Origin of the sequence: Spiribacter vilamensis (genome assembly GCF_004217415.1) — a bacterium.
Classification (GTDB): Bacteria; Pseudomonadota; Gammaproteobacteria; order Nitrococcales; family Nitrococcaceae; genus Spiribacter; species Spiribacter vilamensis.
The window spans coordinates 1,741,469-1,756,476 of record NZ_SHLI01000001.1 but is presented as its reverse complement, the minus strand read 5'-3'; the positions used below and the strand labels follow the sequence as shown (position 1 = coordinate 1,756,476).

14 protein-coding genes are annotated in these 15,008 nt (G+C 66.8%); 10 read left to right on the top strand and 4 right to left on the bottom strand.

Annotated features, from left to right (window positions below; all coding sequences use genetic code 11):
• Nucleotide 1: 1 nt before the first annotated feature.
• Genes EV698_RS08815 through EV698_RS08800 form a run of 4 tightly spaced genes read right to left on the bottom strand, consistent with a single transcriptional unit; the run spans nt 2 to nt 4,438 of the window.
• Nucleotides 2-2,416 (bottom strand): DNA topoisomerase I, encoded by a 2,415-nt coding sequence (locus EV698_RS08815; protein ID WP_130503708.1) that lies wholly within the window; start codon nt 2,414-2,416, stop codon nt 2-4.
• Nucleotides 2,417-2,422: 6 nt separating this feature from the next.
• Nucleotides 2,423-2,896 (bottom strand): Smg family protein, encoded by a 474-nt coding sequence (locus EV698_RS08810; RefSeq protein WP_130503707.1) that lies wholly within the window; start codon nt 2,894-2,896, stop codon nt 2,423-2,425.
• Nucleotides 2,893-4,044, bottom strand: coding sequence for a DNA-processing protein DprA (gene dprA, locus EV698_RS08805; RefSeq protein ID WP_130503706.1), 1,152 nt, complete (start codon nt 4,042-4,044; stop codon nt 2,893-2,895). The genes EV698_RS08810 and dprA overlap by 4 nt, the downstream gene beginning before the upstream one ends.
• Entirely contained in the window at nt 4,037-4,438 is a 402-nt protein-coding gene (locus EV698_RS08800) for a hypothetical protein (protein WP_130503705.1), read from the bottom strand. The genes dprA and EV698_RS08800 overlap by 8 nt, the downstream gene beginning before the upstream one ends.
• Before the next feature lie 118 nt (nt 4,439-4,556).
• Between EV698_RS08800 and def the strand changes: the two genes are divergently transcribed.
• Genes def through dtd form a run of 10 tightly spaced genes read left to right on the top strand, consistent with a single transcriptional unit; the run spans nt 4,557 to nt 14,979 of the window.
• The gene (gene def / locus EV698_RS08795) at nt 4,557-5,090 is read left to right on the top strand and encodes a peptide deformylase (RefSeq protein ID WP_130503704.1); all 534 of its coding nucleotides are present in this window, start codon (nt 4,557-4,559) and stop codon (nt 5,088-5,090) included.
• Nucleotides 5,090-6,046 carry a methionyl-tRNA formyltransferase gene (gene fmt, locus EV698_RS08790; protein ID WP_130503703.1) on the top strand — a complete coding sequence of 319 codons (957 nt, stop codon included), beginning with the start codon at nt 5,090-5,092 and terminating at the stop codon, nt 6,044-6,046. The genes def and fmt overlap by 1 nt, the downstream gene beginning before the upstream one ends.
• Nucleotides 6,024-7,337 (top strand): 16S rRNA (cytosine(967)-C(5))-methyltransferase RsmB, encoded by a 1,314-nt coding sequence (gene rsmB / locus EV698_RS08785; RefSeq protein ID WP_130503702.1) that lies wholly within the window; start codon nt 6,024-6,026, stop codon nt 7,335-7,337. Before fmt ends, rsmB begins: the two co-directional genes overlap by 23 nt.
• On the top strand, nt 7,303-7,890 hold the full coding sequence (locus EV698_RS08780) for a DUF4390 domain-containing protein (RefSeq protein ID WP_130503701.1): 588 nt from the start codon (nt 7,303-7,305) through the stop codon (nt 7,888-7,890). Before rsmB ends, EV698_RS08780 begins: the two co-directional genes overlap by 35 nt.
• Entirely contained in the window at nt 7,887-10,061 is a 2,175-nt protein-coding gene (locus tag EV698_RS08775) for a sensor histidine kinase (protein WP_130503700.1), read from the top strand. Before EV698_RS08780 ends, EV698_RS08775 begins: the two co-directional genes overlap by 4 nt.
• Nucleotides 10,061-11,353 carry a sigma-54-dependent transcriptional regulator gene (locus tag EV698_RS08770; protein ID WP_130503699.1) on the top strand — a complete coding sequence of 431 codons (1,293 nt, stop codon included), beginning with the start codon at nt 10,061-10,063 and terminating at the stop codon, nt 11,351-11,353. The genes EV698_RS08775 and EV698_RS08770 overlap by 1 nt, the downstream gene beginning before the upstream one ends.
• Nucleotides 11,350-12,726 carry a Trk system potassium transporter TrkA gene (trkA, locus tag EV698_RS08765; RefSeq protein WP_130503698.1) on the top strand — a complete coding sequence of 459 codons (1,377 nt, stop codon included), beginning with the start codon at nt 11,350-11,352 and terminating at the stop codon, nt 12,724-12,726. The genes EV698_RS08770 and trkA overlap by 4 nt, the downstream gene beginning before the upstream one ends.
• Nucleotides 12,727-12,735: 9 nt before the next feature.
• Nucleotides 12,736-14,193, top strand: a complete 1,458-nt coding sequence (locus EV698_RS08760) for a TrkH family potassium uptake protein (protein WP_130503697.1) — start codon at nt 12,736-12,738, stop codon at nt 14,191-14,193.
• 49 nt (nt 14,194-14,242) lie between these two features.
• A complete protein-coding gene (locus EV698_RS08755; protein WP_239016246.1) occupies nt 14,243-14,530 on the top strand; it encodes a tetratricopeptide repeat protein in 288 nt (95 codons plus the stop codon).
• Entirely contained in the window at nt 14,527-14,979 is a 453-nt protein-coding gene (dtd, locus tag EV698_RS08750) for a D-aminoacyl-tRNA deacylase (protein WP_130503695.1), read from the top strand. Before EV698_RS08755 ends, dtd begins: the two co-directional genes overlap by 4 nt.
• Nucleotides 14,980-15,008 lie beyond the last annotated feature (29 nt).

Sequence of the window (15,008 nt, the reverse complement as noted above, 5' to 3'; positions counted from 1 at the left end):
GTCAGCGGTTCGAGGACGATTTCTTGCGGGTGGTCTTCGCCTTGCCGGTTCCGGTGCCGGTCTTCTTGCTCGCGGCCTTGCCCTTGCCCTTGGGCTCCGGCGCCTCGTCGACCAGGGCCTGGCATTCTTCCTGCGTAAGGGATTCCGCCTCGCGGTCCTTGGGGACTTTGACACGCTTGCGGCCGTCGGTGACGTAGGGCCCGAACCGGCCCTTCATGACCGTCAACGCCCCGTCATCGAAGCTCTGAATGGTGCGTTTGGCGATGTTCTCCTTTTTCTCCTCGACCAGTTCGAGGGCCCGATCGCGATCGATCGTATACGGGTCGTCGTCCTTTTTGAGGGATGCGAACTGGTCGCCGAAACGCACGTACGGACCAAAGCGGCCGATGTTGGCGCTGAGCGGCAGCCCGTCCGGCGTGGTACCCAGGTCCCGGGGCAGCGTGAACAGCGCCAGTGCCTCGTCCAGCGTAATCGTATCGATGCTCTGTCCCGGCCGAAGACTGGCGAATTTCGGTTTCTCTTCATCCTCGCGCGTACCGAGCTGGGCGAAGGGCCCGTAGCGACCCAGCCGGGCCGATACCGGGCGGCCGCTCTGGGGATCGGTGCCGAGTTCGCGCGCCTTCATGACCTCGCTGCGCGAGACCTGCTGTTTTTCCTCGATACGCTCCTGGAAGGGATCCCAGAACTGGCGCAGCACTGGCACCCACTCGGTCTCGCCGCGGGAGACGGCGTCGAGCTGGTCCTCCATCCGGGCGGTAAACTCGTAATCGACGTAGCGATCGAAGTGCTCGGTGAGGAATTTGGTGACCACTCGCCCGGTGTCCGTGGGTTTGAACCGCCGGTTCTCCTGGGTCACGTAATTCCGCGCCTCAAGCGTGGCGAGGATCGAGGCATAGGTCGACGGCCGGCCAATGCCGTACTCCTCGAGCGCGCGCACCAGGCTCGCCTCGGAGTACCGCGGCGGGGGCTCGGTGAAATGCTGTTCCGGCCGCAGCGCGGTCAGCGGAATCCGCTCGCCCTCGCTGAGCGGCGGCAGAATGCGTTCATTGGCATCGCCACTCCGGTCGTCCGCGCCCTCCTGGTAGACGGCCATGAAGCCGGGATCGCGGATCGTCGAGCCGGTGGCCCGGAAGCTCGCGACGTCACCGGCGGCGAGATCCACCGAGACGGTATCGATGGTGGCGTGAATCATCTGGCAGGCGACGGTGCGCTTCCAGATCAGATCGTAGAGCCGGTACTGATCATTGGAGAGCTGGCCCTTGATCGACTCCGGCGCCCGGTTGGCGTCCGTCGGGCGGATGCCCTCGTGCGCCTCCTGGGCATTCTTGGCCCGGGTCCGGTACTGGTTGGGTTTGGCCGGGAGTTTATCCTTGCCGAAGCGCTTTTCGATGACCTCGCGCAGGCCGTGGATGGCCTCCTGGGAGAGGTTGACCGAGTCGGTTCGCATGTAGGTGATCAGCCCGGCCGTGCCATTGCCGGTATCGATCCCCTCGTAGAGCTGCTGGGCGATGCGCATGGTCTGCTGGGCGGAGAACCGCAGCTTGCGTGACGCCTCCTGCTGGAGTGTGGAGGTAATGAAGGGTGCCGCGGGATTGCGCCGGCGCTGCTTTTTCTCGACCCGGGTGACGAGCAGCTCGCCCTGGCTCGATGCCGGCAGCGACTCGCCGAGCGGTTGCGAGGTGTCGGCCCCGCTTGCCTCGAGGATCCGCTTCGAGGCGTTATCGGCCGTCTCCGCGTTATCGATCGTGAACTGCTCGACCTTGCCGCCGTCGAGCTGCTGGAGGCGACCGACGAACGGCGTCTCCGCCTGCAGCAGATCGGCCTCGACGCTCCAGTACTCCTGCGGAACGAAGGCCTCGATCTCCTTCTCGCGCTCGACGATCATCCGCAACGCCGGTGACTGGACGCGGCCGGCGGACAGGCCACTGGTGATCTTTCGCCAGAGCAGCGGTGAGAGATTGAATCCCACCAGGTAATCGAGCGCGCGACGGGCCTGCTGCGCATCGACAAGATCGCCGGACAGGCCGCGTGGATGCTCGATGGCCTCGCGGATCGCGTCACGCGTGATTTCGTAGAACACCACCCGGTGCACGGGCTTGTCGCCGATAACGCCGCGCTCGCGCAGGAGTTCGAGCAGATGCCAGGAGATCGCCTCACCTTCCCGGTCCGGGTCGGTCGCCAGGTAGATCGCATCCGCCTTGCGGGTCGCCTTGGCGATGGCGTCCACCTGTTTGGCGTTGCGCTCGACCACACTGTATTGCATGGCGAAATCCTGATCCGGATCGACCGCCCCTTCCTTGGCAATCAGGTCACGGACATGGCCGTAGGACGCCATGACCTCGAAATCCTTGCCGAGGTACTTATTGATGGTGCCGGCCTTGGCGGGCGACTCGACGATAACCAGAGAATGCGACATGAATGCTTAGTGTTTTGTGGGATGGGGAGGTTCAAAGAGGAGGCTTTCCATCGAAGCGCATGCCTCTTCCTGACCGGGCTGGCTGAACAGCACCATGAGCACGACCCATTTCAGCTGGTCGATATCGATCAGATCTTCATCCAGATCCATCAACCGATCGATAACCAGTTCGCGAGCGCCGGGGGTGAGGATCTCTGCCTGTTCGAGAAACAGCATGAATCCGCGACATTCGATGTCTAGTCGTGCCATCTCCGCACTGGTGTAGATCCGCATCGCCGATGGCCCGTGCGCGGAGACCGGCAGGTCACGGGTCTCCGCGAGCGCATCGATCCAGGCAAGCGCTTTGAGGATCTGCGGATCCGAAAACCCGGCATCGCGAAGGTCGGCCTCGATCTGTGCGCGGTTGGGATCGATGTCGACGGTGTCCTGAAAGTAGTTCTCGAACAGGTACATCAGGATCTCGAAGACGTTTTCTTTCATCCGCCCGCTCGATTGCTGGTTCGCATGTAGTAACCGCCGCTGCAGGGCGCGATATCGCCCGAAAGCTCGAGCTTCAGGAGAATGGATGAAAGGATATCGGGCGTCAATGAAGCCCGCCGGAGCAGGGTATCGAAGGCCACGGGGTCGTGGCCCATGGCCTCGAGAACGGCGATTTCCTGGGGATCGAGCGCGGTCCAGTCCGATGCCGGGTGGCCGGTTTCGGTGTTGTCCTCGTTATTCGATGCCGGCACTCGGGGCGTGAAATCCTCGACGGCCCGGGCGATTTCCTCGATCACCTGGTCGGCGGACTCGACCAGGCGTGCACCGGCGCGGATCAGGGCATGGCAGCCCTTGACCACGGGGTTGTGAATCGAACCGGGCACGGCCATCGCCTCGCGATCCGCCTCGATTGCCCGGTAGGCGGTGCCCAGTGCACCACTGTTACGGCCCGCCTCGATCACCACGGTCCCCACCGAGAGCGCGGCGATGAGCCGATTGCGGCGCGGAAAAAGGCCGCGGGTGACCGGTGTCCCCACCGGCATCTCGGTAACGATGGCGCCGCAGTGCCCGATGGCGTGGGCGAGCCCGCGATTCTCGCGCGGATAAACCCGGTCCGGGCCGGTTGCCATGACGGCGACGGTTGGACCGTTCACCGCGAGGGCGCCCTCATGGGCCGCGGTATCGATACCCAGGGCAAGCCCGCTGGTGATGGTGAGGCCGGCTGCGGACAGGTGGGCGGCGAACTCCTCGGCCGTTCGGCGTCCGTTCTCGGAGGCGTGGCGGGCACCGACAATGGCGATCTGCGGCGCCAGCAGGGCCTCGGCGTCACCGCGCAGGAACAGTACCGGTGGCGGGTCGGCGATTCGGGCGAGCGGCGGCGGATAGCGCGGATCATTAAGCGTGATGATGTGACAGTCCGCTGCCTCGGCCCAGCGTTGATCGGCAGCGACCCCGTCCTCGACCGCCGCCCGGCCACGCGGCGCGGTGACGGCGACGCGCGGCAGCCCGCGTGCGGCCCGGTCGGCCTCGGTGGCGTCCAGGTAGCTGGCCGGGTCGCCGTAGGCCTCGAGGATCCGGTTGCCGGTCAGCGCTCCGATGCCCTTGAGCCGGACCATGCAGAGCCAGCTCTCGAGCGGGGTATCAGTCATGGTCGGCGGTCCTGTCCGGATCGATGGCCAGCAGGTAATCCCCCGGGCGAACCTCGCGGCGGGATTGCTCGATTCGCAGCAGTGCCGGTGTCCCCGGGCTGACCAGCCGGGCCTTGCCGAGCGTGATGCTGCTGCGACCGAGGCGCTGGCCGCGATCGCCGGTCAGCACCGGGCCCGGGCGCAGCAGGTAGTAGCGGGTTGCAGAGCGACCCTCGAGGCCGGCGGCATAGATCCGGTCGCCGACCGCACTGAGTTGCCGGCCTTCCTCGCCCATCACGATGCGCGGCAGGTGCTGGCTGACCGGGAACAGCGCCGGCGGCGAGGCGATGACGGGCAGTGACATCAGCATCAGTCCGAGGGCGGCGAGCACGGACCGGTTAATCCACGCGATCATGGTCTCTCCTTGTCGTGTCGGGATTGGCTGGTCGCGAGTGGCGGCGGTTCGATACACTGAATGCCTGACCCGGCATTGTCCCGGGATCACACCGTCACCGCTTTTAACGGATAGTCTCATGGCGATACGCGAAATCCTCCAGTACCCCGATGAAAGGCTCCGCCGGCGGGCCAGGCCGGTCGAGGGCATCGACGACCGGATTCGTGCGCTTGTCGACGACATGTTCGAGACTATGTACGACGCGCCGGGAATCGGCCTGGCGGCCACGCAGATCGATGTCCACGAGCGCGTTGTCGTCGTCGACGTCAGTGAGGAAGGCAACGACCCCATGGTGTTCATCAACCCCGAGATCGTCCAGCGCGGTGAGACGCGGGACATCGCCGAGGAGGGCTGTCTGTCCATTGCGGGGTATACCGACAATGTCGAGCGGGTGGATGCCGTGACCGTCCGTGCCCTGGATCTTGACGGTGCAGAGTTCGAGATCGAGGCCGAGGGCATGATGGCGCGCTGTCTCCAGCATGAGATCGATCACATAGACGGGCGTTTGTTCATCGATCACCTCTCCGAGCTCAAGCGCAAGCGGTTGCGCCGGCGCTATGAAAAGGCGGCGCGGCAGCGTGGCGATCAGTCCGCCCGGACGGGGTCGGTCTGATCGCGGCGGGCGGTGCCGCATCGCCGCGGGTCGTCTATGCCGGCACGCCGGCATTCGCGGTGCCGGCCCTCGACGCATTGATGGCGGCGGGTTACACCGTCGTCGCCGTCTATACGCAGCCCGATCGTCCGGCGGGACGAGGCCGCCAGCCGCGCCCCTCGGCGGTGAAAGCCGCGGCCCGGCATCACGGGTTGACCGTCGAACAGCCCGAGCGGCTCGGCGAGGCTGCGGCGCAGGAGCGACTCGCGGCCTATCACCCCGATGTCATGGTGGTCGCGGCGTATGGACTGATTCTCCCGCGGGCGGTGCTGGCGATTCCGGCTCGGGGGTGCCTGAACCTCCATGCCTCGCTGCTGCCCCGATGGCGGGGCGCGGCGCCGATCCAGCGGGCGATCGAGGCCGGTGACACCGAAACCGGCGTCTGCCTGATGGAGATGGAACCGGGGCTCGACACCGGCCCGGTGGTCGCCGTCCGTTCCACCCCGATCGGATCCGAGGATACCGGTGCCACGATCCATGACCGCCTCGCCGGGCTCGGCGCCGGGCTGCTTGTCGACACGCTCGGTGACTGGCTGGCCGGGGAGTGTCCGGCAACCCCGCAGGCCTCCACCGGCATGACCCACGCCGGCAAAATCAGTGCCGACGAGGCCCGCATCGACTGGCAGCGCTCGGCCGTGGAGATCGAACGCCGGATCCGCGCCTTCGACCCCTGGCCGGTCGTTCGCTGTCAGCGCGGTGAGGAGCGCCTCAAGGTCTGGCAGGCCGGGACCGTTTCGGACGGCGCGGCCTCCGCGGCGCCGGGGACCGTGGTTGCGGTGGGTGATCATGGCATTGACGTGCAGACCGGTGACGGGCTGCTTCGATTGCAACGCGTTCAGGCGCCCGGCGGGCGTGCCCAGCCGGTCGCCGATTTCCTCCGTGGACACCCCGTGTATGCCGGCGAAATCCTCCACTGATCCCCGCGCGGCCGCGGTCGAGGTGCTGCTGGCCGTGCTCGGCCGTGGCCGATCGCTGGATCGCGCCCTCGCCGAGCATGCGCCGATGGACGCTGACGGCCGCGATGTCGGTCTGTGCCGGGCGATTGCCTACGGGGTATTGCGCCATCATCGGCGGCTCGGGGCGATTCGTGACCGCTTTCTGCGCACCCGCCTGCGCGACCGCGACCAGGATATGGCGTTGCTGCTGGAGATCGGGTTCTTCCAGTTGGTGGCGATGGATGTGCCCGCCCACGCAGCGGTCTCGGAAACGGTCGCCGTCGCGCGCCAGCGTGGCAAGCCCTGGGCCGCGAAGCTGATCAATGCCGTTCTGCGACGTTTTCAGCGCGATGGCGATGGCTGCCTGGCGGCGGTGGATGCGGATCCCGCTCAACGGGACTCCGTCCCGGACTGGCTGCTCAATCGGCTGCGGGCCGACTGGCCGGCGCAGTGGCCGGAGCTGCTGGCGGCCCAGAACGACCGTGCGCCGATGACCCTTCGGGTCAATCAGCGACGTGTCTCGTTGACGGACTACCAGCACCGACTCGCGGCGGCGGGCATCGCCGCCGCGCCGCTGCCCGGATTCGACGCCGCGCTGGTGTTGCAGACCCCGGTGAACGTGGAGGCGTTGCCGGGGTTTGACGCGGGCGACTGCTCGGTCCAGGACGCCGTTGCCCAGCTGGCGGCGCCCCTGCTCGACGCGGCGGACCACCACCGGGTGCTCGACGCCTGTGCCGCCCCCGGGGGCAAGTCGGCGCACTTGCTGGAGCGCTCACGGCCTTCGTTGCTGGCACTCGACAGTGACGCCGCGCGGTTGCAGCGGGTGTCCGAAACCCTGGATCGGCTGGGCCTCGAGGGCGAGTGCCGGGCGGCGGATGCCACGCTTGCGGATCAGTGGTGGGATGGTCGGCCATTCGATCGCATTTTGATCGACGCCCCCTGCTCCGGGACCGGGGTTATCCGTCGTCATCCGGATATCAAGTGGCTGCGGCGCGACGCCGATATCGCACGCCTCGCCGATGAGCAGCGTCGCCTGCTGGAGGCGCTCTGGCCGTTGCTCGCGGTGGGTGGCCGGCTGGTGTACTGCACCTGCTCGATCATTCGTGCCGAAAACGAGTCGGTCGTCGCGGCTTTCGTCGGCGATCATGCCGATGATGTGCGCGCAATACCGCCGGGCCTGTCGGTGGGGCAATCGACGGGTTACGGACAGCAGATCCTGACCGGTGAGGCGGGTGTCGATGGCTTTTACTATGCCTGCCTGGAAAAGCGCTAGGCGCCGCACCGCGACACTGGTCGCGGTGTTCTGGCTCGCGGCGGTCAGCGCGGCCGTCGACGCGGCCGAGTTCGGCATTGCCACGTTCGAGAGTCGATTCGACGATCGGCTGCTCGTGGCGGATGCCCGTATCGACTACTCGCTGAGCGGCACGGCGATCGAGGCGCTCGAGAGTGGTGTCGATCTGGTCATCGTTCAGCGCCTGGTGCTCGAGCAACCGCGCTGGTGGTGGCGCGACGTTCAGGTGGTCGATCAGCATCGGCGCTACCGGCTGGCCTACCACGCCATCAGTCGCCGCTATGTGCTGAATCGCCTCGCGAGTGGTGACAGCCGCAGCTTTCGCTCCCTCGATGCGTTGCTGATGCAACTCGGAGAGGTCGAGGCATGGCCCGTGATCAGGCGTGACCGTCTCGAGCCGGAACGCGACTACCGGCTCAACCTCGAGACCCGGCTGGACGTCGATGCCCTGCCGCGGCTGCTCCGGACCGTTGCCTGGACCGATACCGACTGGCAGCTGCGCAGTGGCACGCAGACGCTCGAGGTGCGTCCGTGACCCGGCTGCCGCGTCAGGCCATCATTCGTATCCTGCTCAGCGTGCTGCTGGTGGCATCACTCTATCTGCTCAGTGCGGCCACCGAGAATTCGGCACGCTTCGGCCAGCTCTACCTCTGGCTGCTGCTGATCAACGGCGTGGTCCTGGTCGTGCTTCTAGGGCTGATTATCAACAACCTGCAGCGGCTGGTGCGCTCGTTTCGGGCGCGGGAGACCGGCAGTCGGCTGACGCTGCGGCTGATGGCGCTGTTCGTGGTGCTGGCGGTTGTCCCCGGGCTGGTGGTGTACGGGTTCTCGATGCAGTTCCTGCAGCGGGGCGTGGACAGCTGGTTCGATGTGCGCATCGAGAATGCCCTTGAGGATGCCCTGACCCTTTCCCAGGCCTCGCTGGATCAGCGCATGCGCGACATGCAGCAGCGGCTCGAGGAGGCCGCGCAGGAGCTGGCCGATGTGAGCTCGGCCATGGCACCGGTCGCGCTCGGTGACCTTCGCGGGCGCACCCGCGCCTCCGAACTCACGCTGATCGGTGAGAACGGCCGCATCATCGCAGCGAGCAGCGTCGATACCGACAGTATTCTTCCCCATCGACCCGAGGAGAGCATCCTCCTGCAGCTGCGCCAGGGTCGGCCCTACGTCGGACTCGACCCGATCGAGAACGCCGGGTTGCACATCCGTGCACTGGTGCCGGCCCCCGGGCCGGAAGGCCCCGGCGAGACACGGATTCTGCAGGGGCTTTTCCAGGTATCGCCTCGGATCAATGACCTGGCGGCAGAGGTGGAGACGGCCTTCAGTGAATACCGCGAGCTCGCCTATCTGCGCGGGCCGCTGAAGGACAGCTTCAGCCTGACCCTGTCGCTGGTGCTGCTGTTGTCGCTGCTGTTCGCGGTCTGGTCCGCGTTCTACCTGGCCCGTCGGCTGGTCGCCCCGGTCAGCCGGCTGGCCGAGGGTACCCGCGCAATGGCGGCGGGCGAGTACGGCACCCAGCTGCCGCCAGCCGGTAACGACGAGCTCGGCTTCCTGGTGCGCTCGTTCAATGACATGAGCCGACGGGTGGCCAATGTCCGCGATGCGGCCCGGCAGAGCCAGGCGCTGGTGGAATCACAGCGGACCTATCTGGAGACGGTGCTGGGCCGGTTGTCCTCGGGGGTGCTGGCACTCTCACCCGATGGCACGCTGCGCACCTGCAACCAGGCGGCGATGGACATCCTGTCGCTGCCGCTGGACGAGGGCGTGGGTCAGCCGCTCTCGGCACTGGTCGAGCGCTTTCCGGATCTCGGCCCGTTCGTCGATCATGTCGATGCCCACCGTCGGGCCTCCGACGCCGAGTGGCGAGCCGAGCTCAGCCTGGATACGCCCGAGGGCCGGCGGTCATTGATCTGCAGCGGCGCGATGTTGCCGGGCGAGGGCGACGAGGGCGGCGAAGTGATCGTGTTCGACGACGTCACCACGCTCATCCAGGCCCAGCGCGATGCCGCCTGGGGCGAGGTGGCGCGCCGGCTGGCCCACGAGATTCGCAACCCCCTGACCCCCATCCAGCTCTCCGCCGAACGCTTGCAGCACAAGGTCGCCCATCGCCTCAGTGGCGATGAGGCGGCGCTTCTGCAGCGCTCCACCGAGACCATCATCCACCAGGTGGAAGCGATGAAGGAGATGGTGCAGGCGTTTTCCGAATACGCCCGGCCCCCGGTGCTGCGGCCGCGGACCGTGGACTTCAACGCCCTGGTGCAGGAGGTGGTCGACCTCTATCGCGGGCAGTCCGCCGAGGCCTTCATCGATGTCGATCTGGATGACGGGCTACCCGGGCTGCAGGCCGATCCGGGGCGTCTGCGCCAGCTGCTCAACAATCTTATCCGGAATGCGCTCGAGGCGGACGATGCCGGCAACTGCCGCATCATCGTGTCTACCCGTCGGGGCAGTGGGCGCCACGCGCATGGTGTCGAACTCGACGTTCAGGATAATGGACCGGGATTCGCCGATACCATGCTCGATCAGCTCTTCGAGCCCTACGTCAGTACCAAGCCTCGGGGTTCGGGGCTGGGGCTCGCGATCGTTAAAAAGATCGTCGAGGAGCACAATGGCACGATCACTGCCCGGAATACCGATGGTGGCGCCCGTATCTCGGTGCGGCTGCCCGGTGTTGTTGCTGGCAACGCCCGATGGGAGAACGCTTGATGACGAAGGCCTATGTGCTGGTTGTTGATGATGAGCCCGATATCCGCGAGCTGGTGCGCGAGATCCTCGAGGACGAGGGTTACGAGGTAGCGACCGCCGAGAGCGCCAGCGCGGCCCGGGCGCTGCTGCAGGAACGCCCGCCGGGTCTGGTGCTGCTGGATATCTGGATGCCCGGCGACGATGGCATTTCGCTGCTAAAGGAGTGGGCACAGGGCGGGACCTGCCCCTTCCCGGTGGTCATGATCTCCGGTCACGGCACGGTGGAAACGGCGGTGGAGGCGACCCGCCATGGCGCGCTCGACTTCGTCGAGAAGCCGTTGTCCATGGGCAAGCTGCTGGCGACGGTGGAGCAGGCGCTGACGGCCCCGGCCACCGCGCCGGCGGCGGCACCGGCATCGGTGATTGAACCGGTGGGCCGCAGTGCGGCGATGCGCGGTCTGCGCGAGCAGGCCGAACGCCTCGCCGCCACTGACAGCTGGGTGCTGATCAACGGCGAGCCGGGTAGCGGCCGAAAGTGCCTCGCACGATACATCCATGGTCTGAGCGGACGCCGCGCCGGTCCGCTGGTCGAGCTCTTCGGTCAGGAGCAGGACGGGCGGGTGGTCTCGGGTCGGCTGGAGGCGGCTGCCGGCGGAACGCTCATCCTCGACGGCGCGGCGGATCTGGACGCCGAGGCGCAGGCGCGGCTTGCCTCGGCGATCGAGGCGGGTGTCGATGTGCGCATGATCGCGGTGACGCGCTACGACCTGGTCGCCGAGGCCCGGGCGGGCCGTTTCCGGCAGGATCTTGCCTACGCCCTCAGTGGCATCCCGCTGACGGTTCCGCCGCTGCGCGAGCATGTCGAGGATATCCCCGAGCTGGTGGCCTTTCACGTCGACCGCCTGGTCGAGGCCGAACAGCTCGGCTACCGGCGTTTTACCGTGGCGGCCCAGAACCGGCTGCGCAACCATCACTGGCATGGCAACGTGCACGAACTGCACAACCTGGTCCGGCGTCTGCTGGTGCTGGGCGATGGCATCGATATCGAGGTGGACGAAGTCGAAGAGGCGCTCGCCCATCGTCCGCCGGATCGCCTCGCCGGTGACTGGCCGCAGGCGCTGGACCTGCCGTTGCGCGAGGCCCGCGAGCATTTCGAGCGGACCTACCTGCAAAGACAACTGCAACGCGCGGACGGCAGTGTTGCGCAGCTGGCGCGACTCGCCGGCATGGAGCGCACGCATCTCTACCGAAAGCTGCGCGCGCTGGGTATCGATCCGCGTGATAGCGGTGAAACCGGCGGAGGTCGGCCATGAAGATCATTATCCTGGGGGCCGGCCAGGTCGGCGGCACGGTGGCGGCCAACCTGACCAGCGAAGACAACGACATCACGGTGATCGATCGAGAGCCGCAGATCCTGCAGGCCCTCCAGGATCGCCTCGATCTGCGCACGGTGGTGGGCAATGCCACCTACCCCGAGGTGCTGGAGCGGGCCGGCGCCGATGATGCCGACATGGTTATTGCCGTCACCGACTCCGACGAGGCCAACATGGTGGCCTGCCAGATATCGGCCACCCTGTTCCGGACCCCGAGCAAGATCGCCCGGGTACGGGCAGTCGAATACCTCTCGCACCCGCAGATCTTCGGTCCCGGTGCGCTGCCCATCGATGTCCTGATCAGTCCGGAGCAGCTCGTCACCCAGTACGTGCGGCGGCTGATCGAGCACCCGGGGGCGGTGCAGGTCATGGACTTCGCCGATGGCAAGGTCCGGCTGGTGGGGGTGCGCGCCTACTACGGCGGTCCGCTGGTGGGCCAGGAGCTCCGTACCCTGCGGGAGCACGTCCCGGGGGTTCAGACCCGCGTTGCCGCCATCTATCGCCGTGGCAGCGCGATCATTCCCGAGGGCGAGACGGTGATCGAGGCCGGCGACGAGGTCTTCTTCGTCGCCGCGCGCAAGAATATCCGTGCGGTCATGAGCGAGCTGCGCCGCCTCGACAAGCCGGTCCGGCGCATCATGCTCGCGGGCGGCGGCAACATCGGCATGCGTCTCGCCAAGTCGCTGGAAATGAATTACCAGGTGAAGATCATCGAGCAGGATCCGCAGCGCTGCCGCGCGATCGCCGATGAGCTCAAGAAGACCATCGTGCTGCGTGGCGATGCCGCCGACGAGGATCTGCTGCTCGAGGAGAACATCGAGAACACCGATGTGTTCTGTGCGCTGACCAATGACGACGAGGCGAACATCCTCTCGGCCATGCTCGCCAAGCGCCGGGGTGCGCGGACGGTCATGGCGCTCATCAACCGCGCCGCCTACGTCGACCTGATTCAGTCGAGCGACGATATCGATGTCGCGATATCCCCGCAGCAGGCAACGATCGGCAGCCTTCTGGCGCATATCCGCCGGGGCGACGTGGCCACGGTGCACAGTCTGCGCCGCGGTGCCGCCGAGGCCATCGAGGCCATCGCCCATGGCGATTCCGGCAGCTCCGAGATCGTCGGCCGGCGTATCGATCAGATCCGTCTGCCCCGGGGGACGACCATTGGCGCGATCGTCCGCGGCGAGGAGGTGGTCATGGCCCATCACAACACGGTCATCGAGCCCGAGGACCACGTTATTCTGTTCCTGGTCGACAAGAGCCGCCTGAGCGACGTGGAGAAGCTCTTCTCGGTCGGCGTTACCTTCCTCTAGGGAGCCCCTATGCATCCCGATGCCGTCCAGCGCGTGCTGGGAGTCCTGCTGATGGTCTTCAGCGTGACCATGATACCGCCGGCACTGGTGGCGGTGGTCGCCGCCGATGGCGTGGCCGCGGCGTTTCTCCTGACATTCGCGCTGCTGGTGGTCCTGGGGGGATTGCTGTGGCTGCCGGTCCGCCAGTCACGCCGCGAGCTGCGCATCCGGGACGGCTTTTTCGTGGTGGCGATGTTCTGGGTCGTGCTCGGTGCCGCCGGCTCGCTGCCGCTGGTGCTCCAGGGCGCGGTGCCGCTCGGGTTCGTCGATGCCCTGTTCGAGAGTGTCTCCGGTCTGACCACCACCGGCGCCACGGCCCTGACCGGTATTGATCAGCTGCCGCTGTCGATCCAGTACTACCGCCAGCAGCTCCAGTGGCTGGGCGGTATGGGCATCATCGTGCTCGCGGTGGCGATCCTGCCCATGCTCGGCATTGGTGGCATGCAGCTCTACCGGGCCGAATTGCCCGGACCGGTGAAGGACGCGAAGCTCACGCCGCGCATCGCCGAGACGGCGAAGGCGCTCTGGTACATCTACCTGGGGCTGACGGTGACCTGCGCGCTGGCCTACTGGGCCGCCGGCATGGGTGCCTTCGATGCCGTCATGCACGCCTTTACCACCATCGCCACCGGCGGTTTTTCCACTCACGACGCGAGCATCGGTTATTTCGACAGTGCGCTGATCGAGATGATCGCGGTGGTGTTCATGATCATCTCGGCACTCAATTACTCGCTGCATTTCATGGCCTGGCGACGTCGCAGTACCGAACCCTGGCGCAGTGACCCCGAGCTGGTGACCTTCCTCACGGTGCTCGCCGTCGTGACCGTGCTGGTGCTCGGCGGGCTGCTGATCTACCAGGCGGCGCACAGCCTGCTGCTGGACGAGACCTGGCATCACGCCATCTTCCAGGTGGTCTCGTTCGCCACGACGACCGGCTACACCACCGCCTCGTACTACGTCTGGCCGGCCTTCCTGCCGGTGTTGCTGCTGTTCGTGGCGGTGGTGGGTGGCTGTGCCAATTCGACCTCGGGCGGCCTGAAGGTGGTGCGCATCCTACTGCTCTGGCGCCAGGGCGGGCGCGAGATCCTGCGGCTGATCCATCCGCAGGCCCAGATCCCGGTCAAGGTGGGTGATCGGCCGGTCAACGAGCGTGTGATCGATGCCGTCTGGGGGTTCTTCGCCGCCTACGTGCTGCTGTTCGTGCTGCTCCTGCTGGTCATGCTTGCCATGGGGCTCGACCAGGTGACGGCGTTCTCGGCGGTGGCCTCGGGGCTGGCCAACCTGGGTCCGGCGCTGGGGGATGTCGCCGCCAATTTCTCCAGCGTCGGTGATGGACCCAAGCTGGTGATGTGCGTGGCGATGCTCATGGGGCGGCTGGAGATATTTACCCTGCTGGTGCTTTTTACACCGGCCTTCTGGCGGCGTTGACGGCTGGCTTGCTAGCCTCTCGGGTATGGATATCGAGGCGCTTAAAAAGATGATCGACGGCGGCCGGGACGGGGCGATGCCCCGCCTGACCCTGGGTGAGGCACTGGCGCGCGAGGGCGATACCGAGGGCGCCCAGGAACACCTGCGCCGGGCAATCGAGTTCGATCCCGACTACTCCGCCGCCTGGCGGGCGCTGGGGCGCCTGCAGTTGAAAGCCGGCGATCGCGCGACGGCGACCGAGACGTTTCGTGCCGGCCTGGATGCCGCCCGTCGGCGGGGGGACATGCAGATCGTGCGCGAGCTCGAGGTTCGTCTCAAACGCCTGGACGGCCCTTGATCGGCCTCCTCCAGCGGGTCAGCCATGCCGAGGTGCGGGTTGGCGGCGAGTCCATCGGGGGCATCGGCGCGGGCCTGCTCGTGATGGTGGGCGTCGAGCGCGGTGACACGAATGCGAGCGGTGAGCGCCTGCTCGAGCGGCTGCTGGGCTATCGCGTGTTCGCCGATGATGCCGGGCTCATGAACCGAAGCCTGTCGCAGACCGGGGGCGGGATGCTGCTGGTGCCGCAGTTCACGCTGGTGGCCGATACCCGCAAGGGCACCCGTCCGGGCTTCTCGGCCGCGGCCGATGCCGACGCTGCGGCCAGCGCCTTCCGTGCACTGGTGGATACCGCCGGGCAGCGTCACCCCGATGTGGCCGCGGGGCGGTTCGGCGCCGACATGCAGGTCAGCCTTTGCAATGACGGCCCGGTGACGTTCTGGCTGAGCGCCCCGCCTCACTCAAAGTGACGCGGGTGGCGTGATATCCTCCACGCCGT

What these genes read in the sequence shown, in the direction of transcription:
- EV698_RS08815 (WP_130503708.1), bottom strand. Translation starts at nt 2,416, where the DNA reads ATGTCGCATTCTCTGGTTATCGTCGAGTCGCCCGCCAAGGCCGGCACC.
- EV698_RS08810 (WP_130503707.1), bottom strand. Translation starts at nt 2,896, where the DNA reads ATGAAAGAAAACGTCTTCGAGATCCTGATGTACCTGTTCGAGAACTAC.
- dprA (WP_130503706.1), bottom strand. Translation starts at nt 4,044, where the DNA reads ATGACTGATACCCCGCTCGAGAGCTGGCTCTGCATGGTCCGGCTCAAG.
- EV698_RS08800 (WP_130503705.1), bottom strand. Translation starts at nt 4,438, where the DNA reads ATGATCGCGTGGATTAACCGGTCCGTGCTCGCCGCCCTCGGACTGATG.
- def (WP_130503704.1), top strand. Translation starts at nt 4,557, where the DNA reads ATGGCGATACGCGAAATCCTCCAGTACCCCGATGAAAGGCTCCGCCGG.
- rsmB (WP_130503702.1), top strand. Translation starts at nt 6,024, where the DNA reads ATGCCGGCGAAATCCTCCACTGATCCCCGCGCGGCCGCGGTCGAGGTG.
- EV698_RS08780 (WP_130503701.1), top strand. Translation starts at nt 7,303, where the DNA reads ATGGCTTTTACTATGCCTGCCTGGAAAAGCGCTAGGCGCCGCACCGCG.
- EV698_RS08770 (WP_130503699.1), top strand. Translation starts at nt 10,061, where the DNA reads ATGACGAAGGCCTATGTGCTGGTTGTTGATGATGAGCCCGATATCCGC.
- trkA (WP_130503698.1), top strand. Translation starts at nt 11,350, where the DNA reads ATGAAGATCATTATCCTGGGGGCCGGCCAGGTCGGCGGCACGGTGGCG.
- EV698_RS08760 (WP_130503697.1), top strand. Translation starts at nt 12,736, where the DNA reads ATGCATCCCGATGCCGTCCAGCGCGTGCTGGGAGTCCTGCTGATGGTC.
- EV698_RS08755 (WP_239016246.1), top strand. Translation starts at nt 14,243, where the DNA reads ATGATCGACGGCGGCCGGGACGGGGCGATGCCCCGCCTGACCCTGGGT.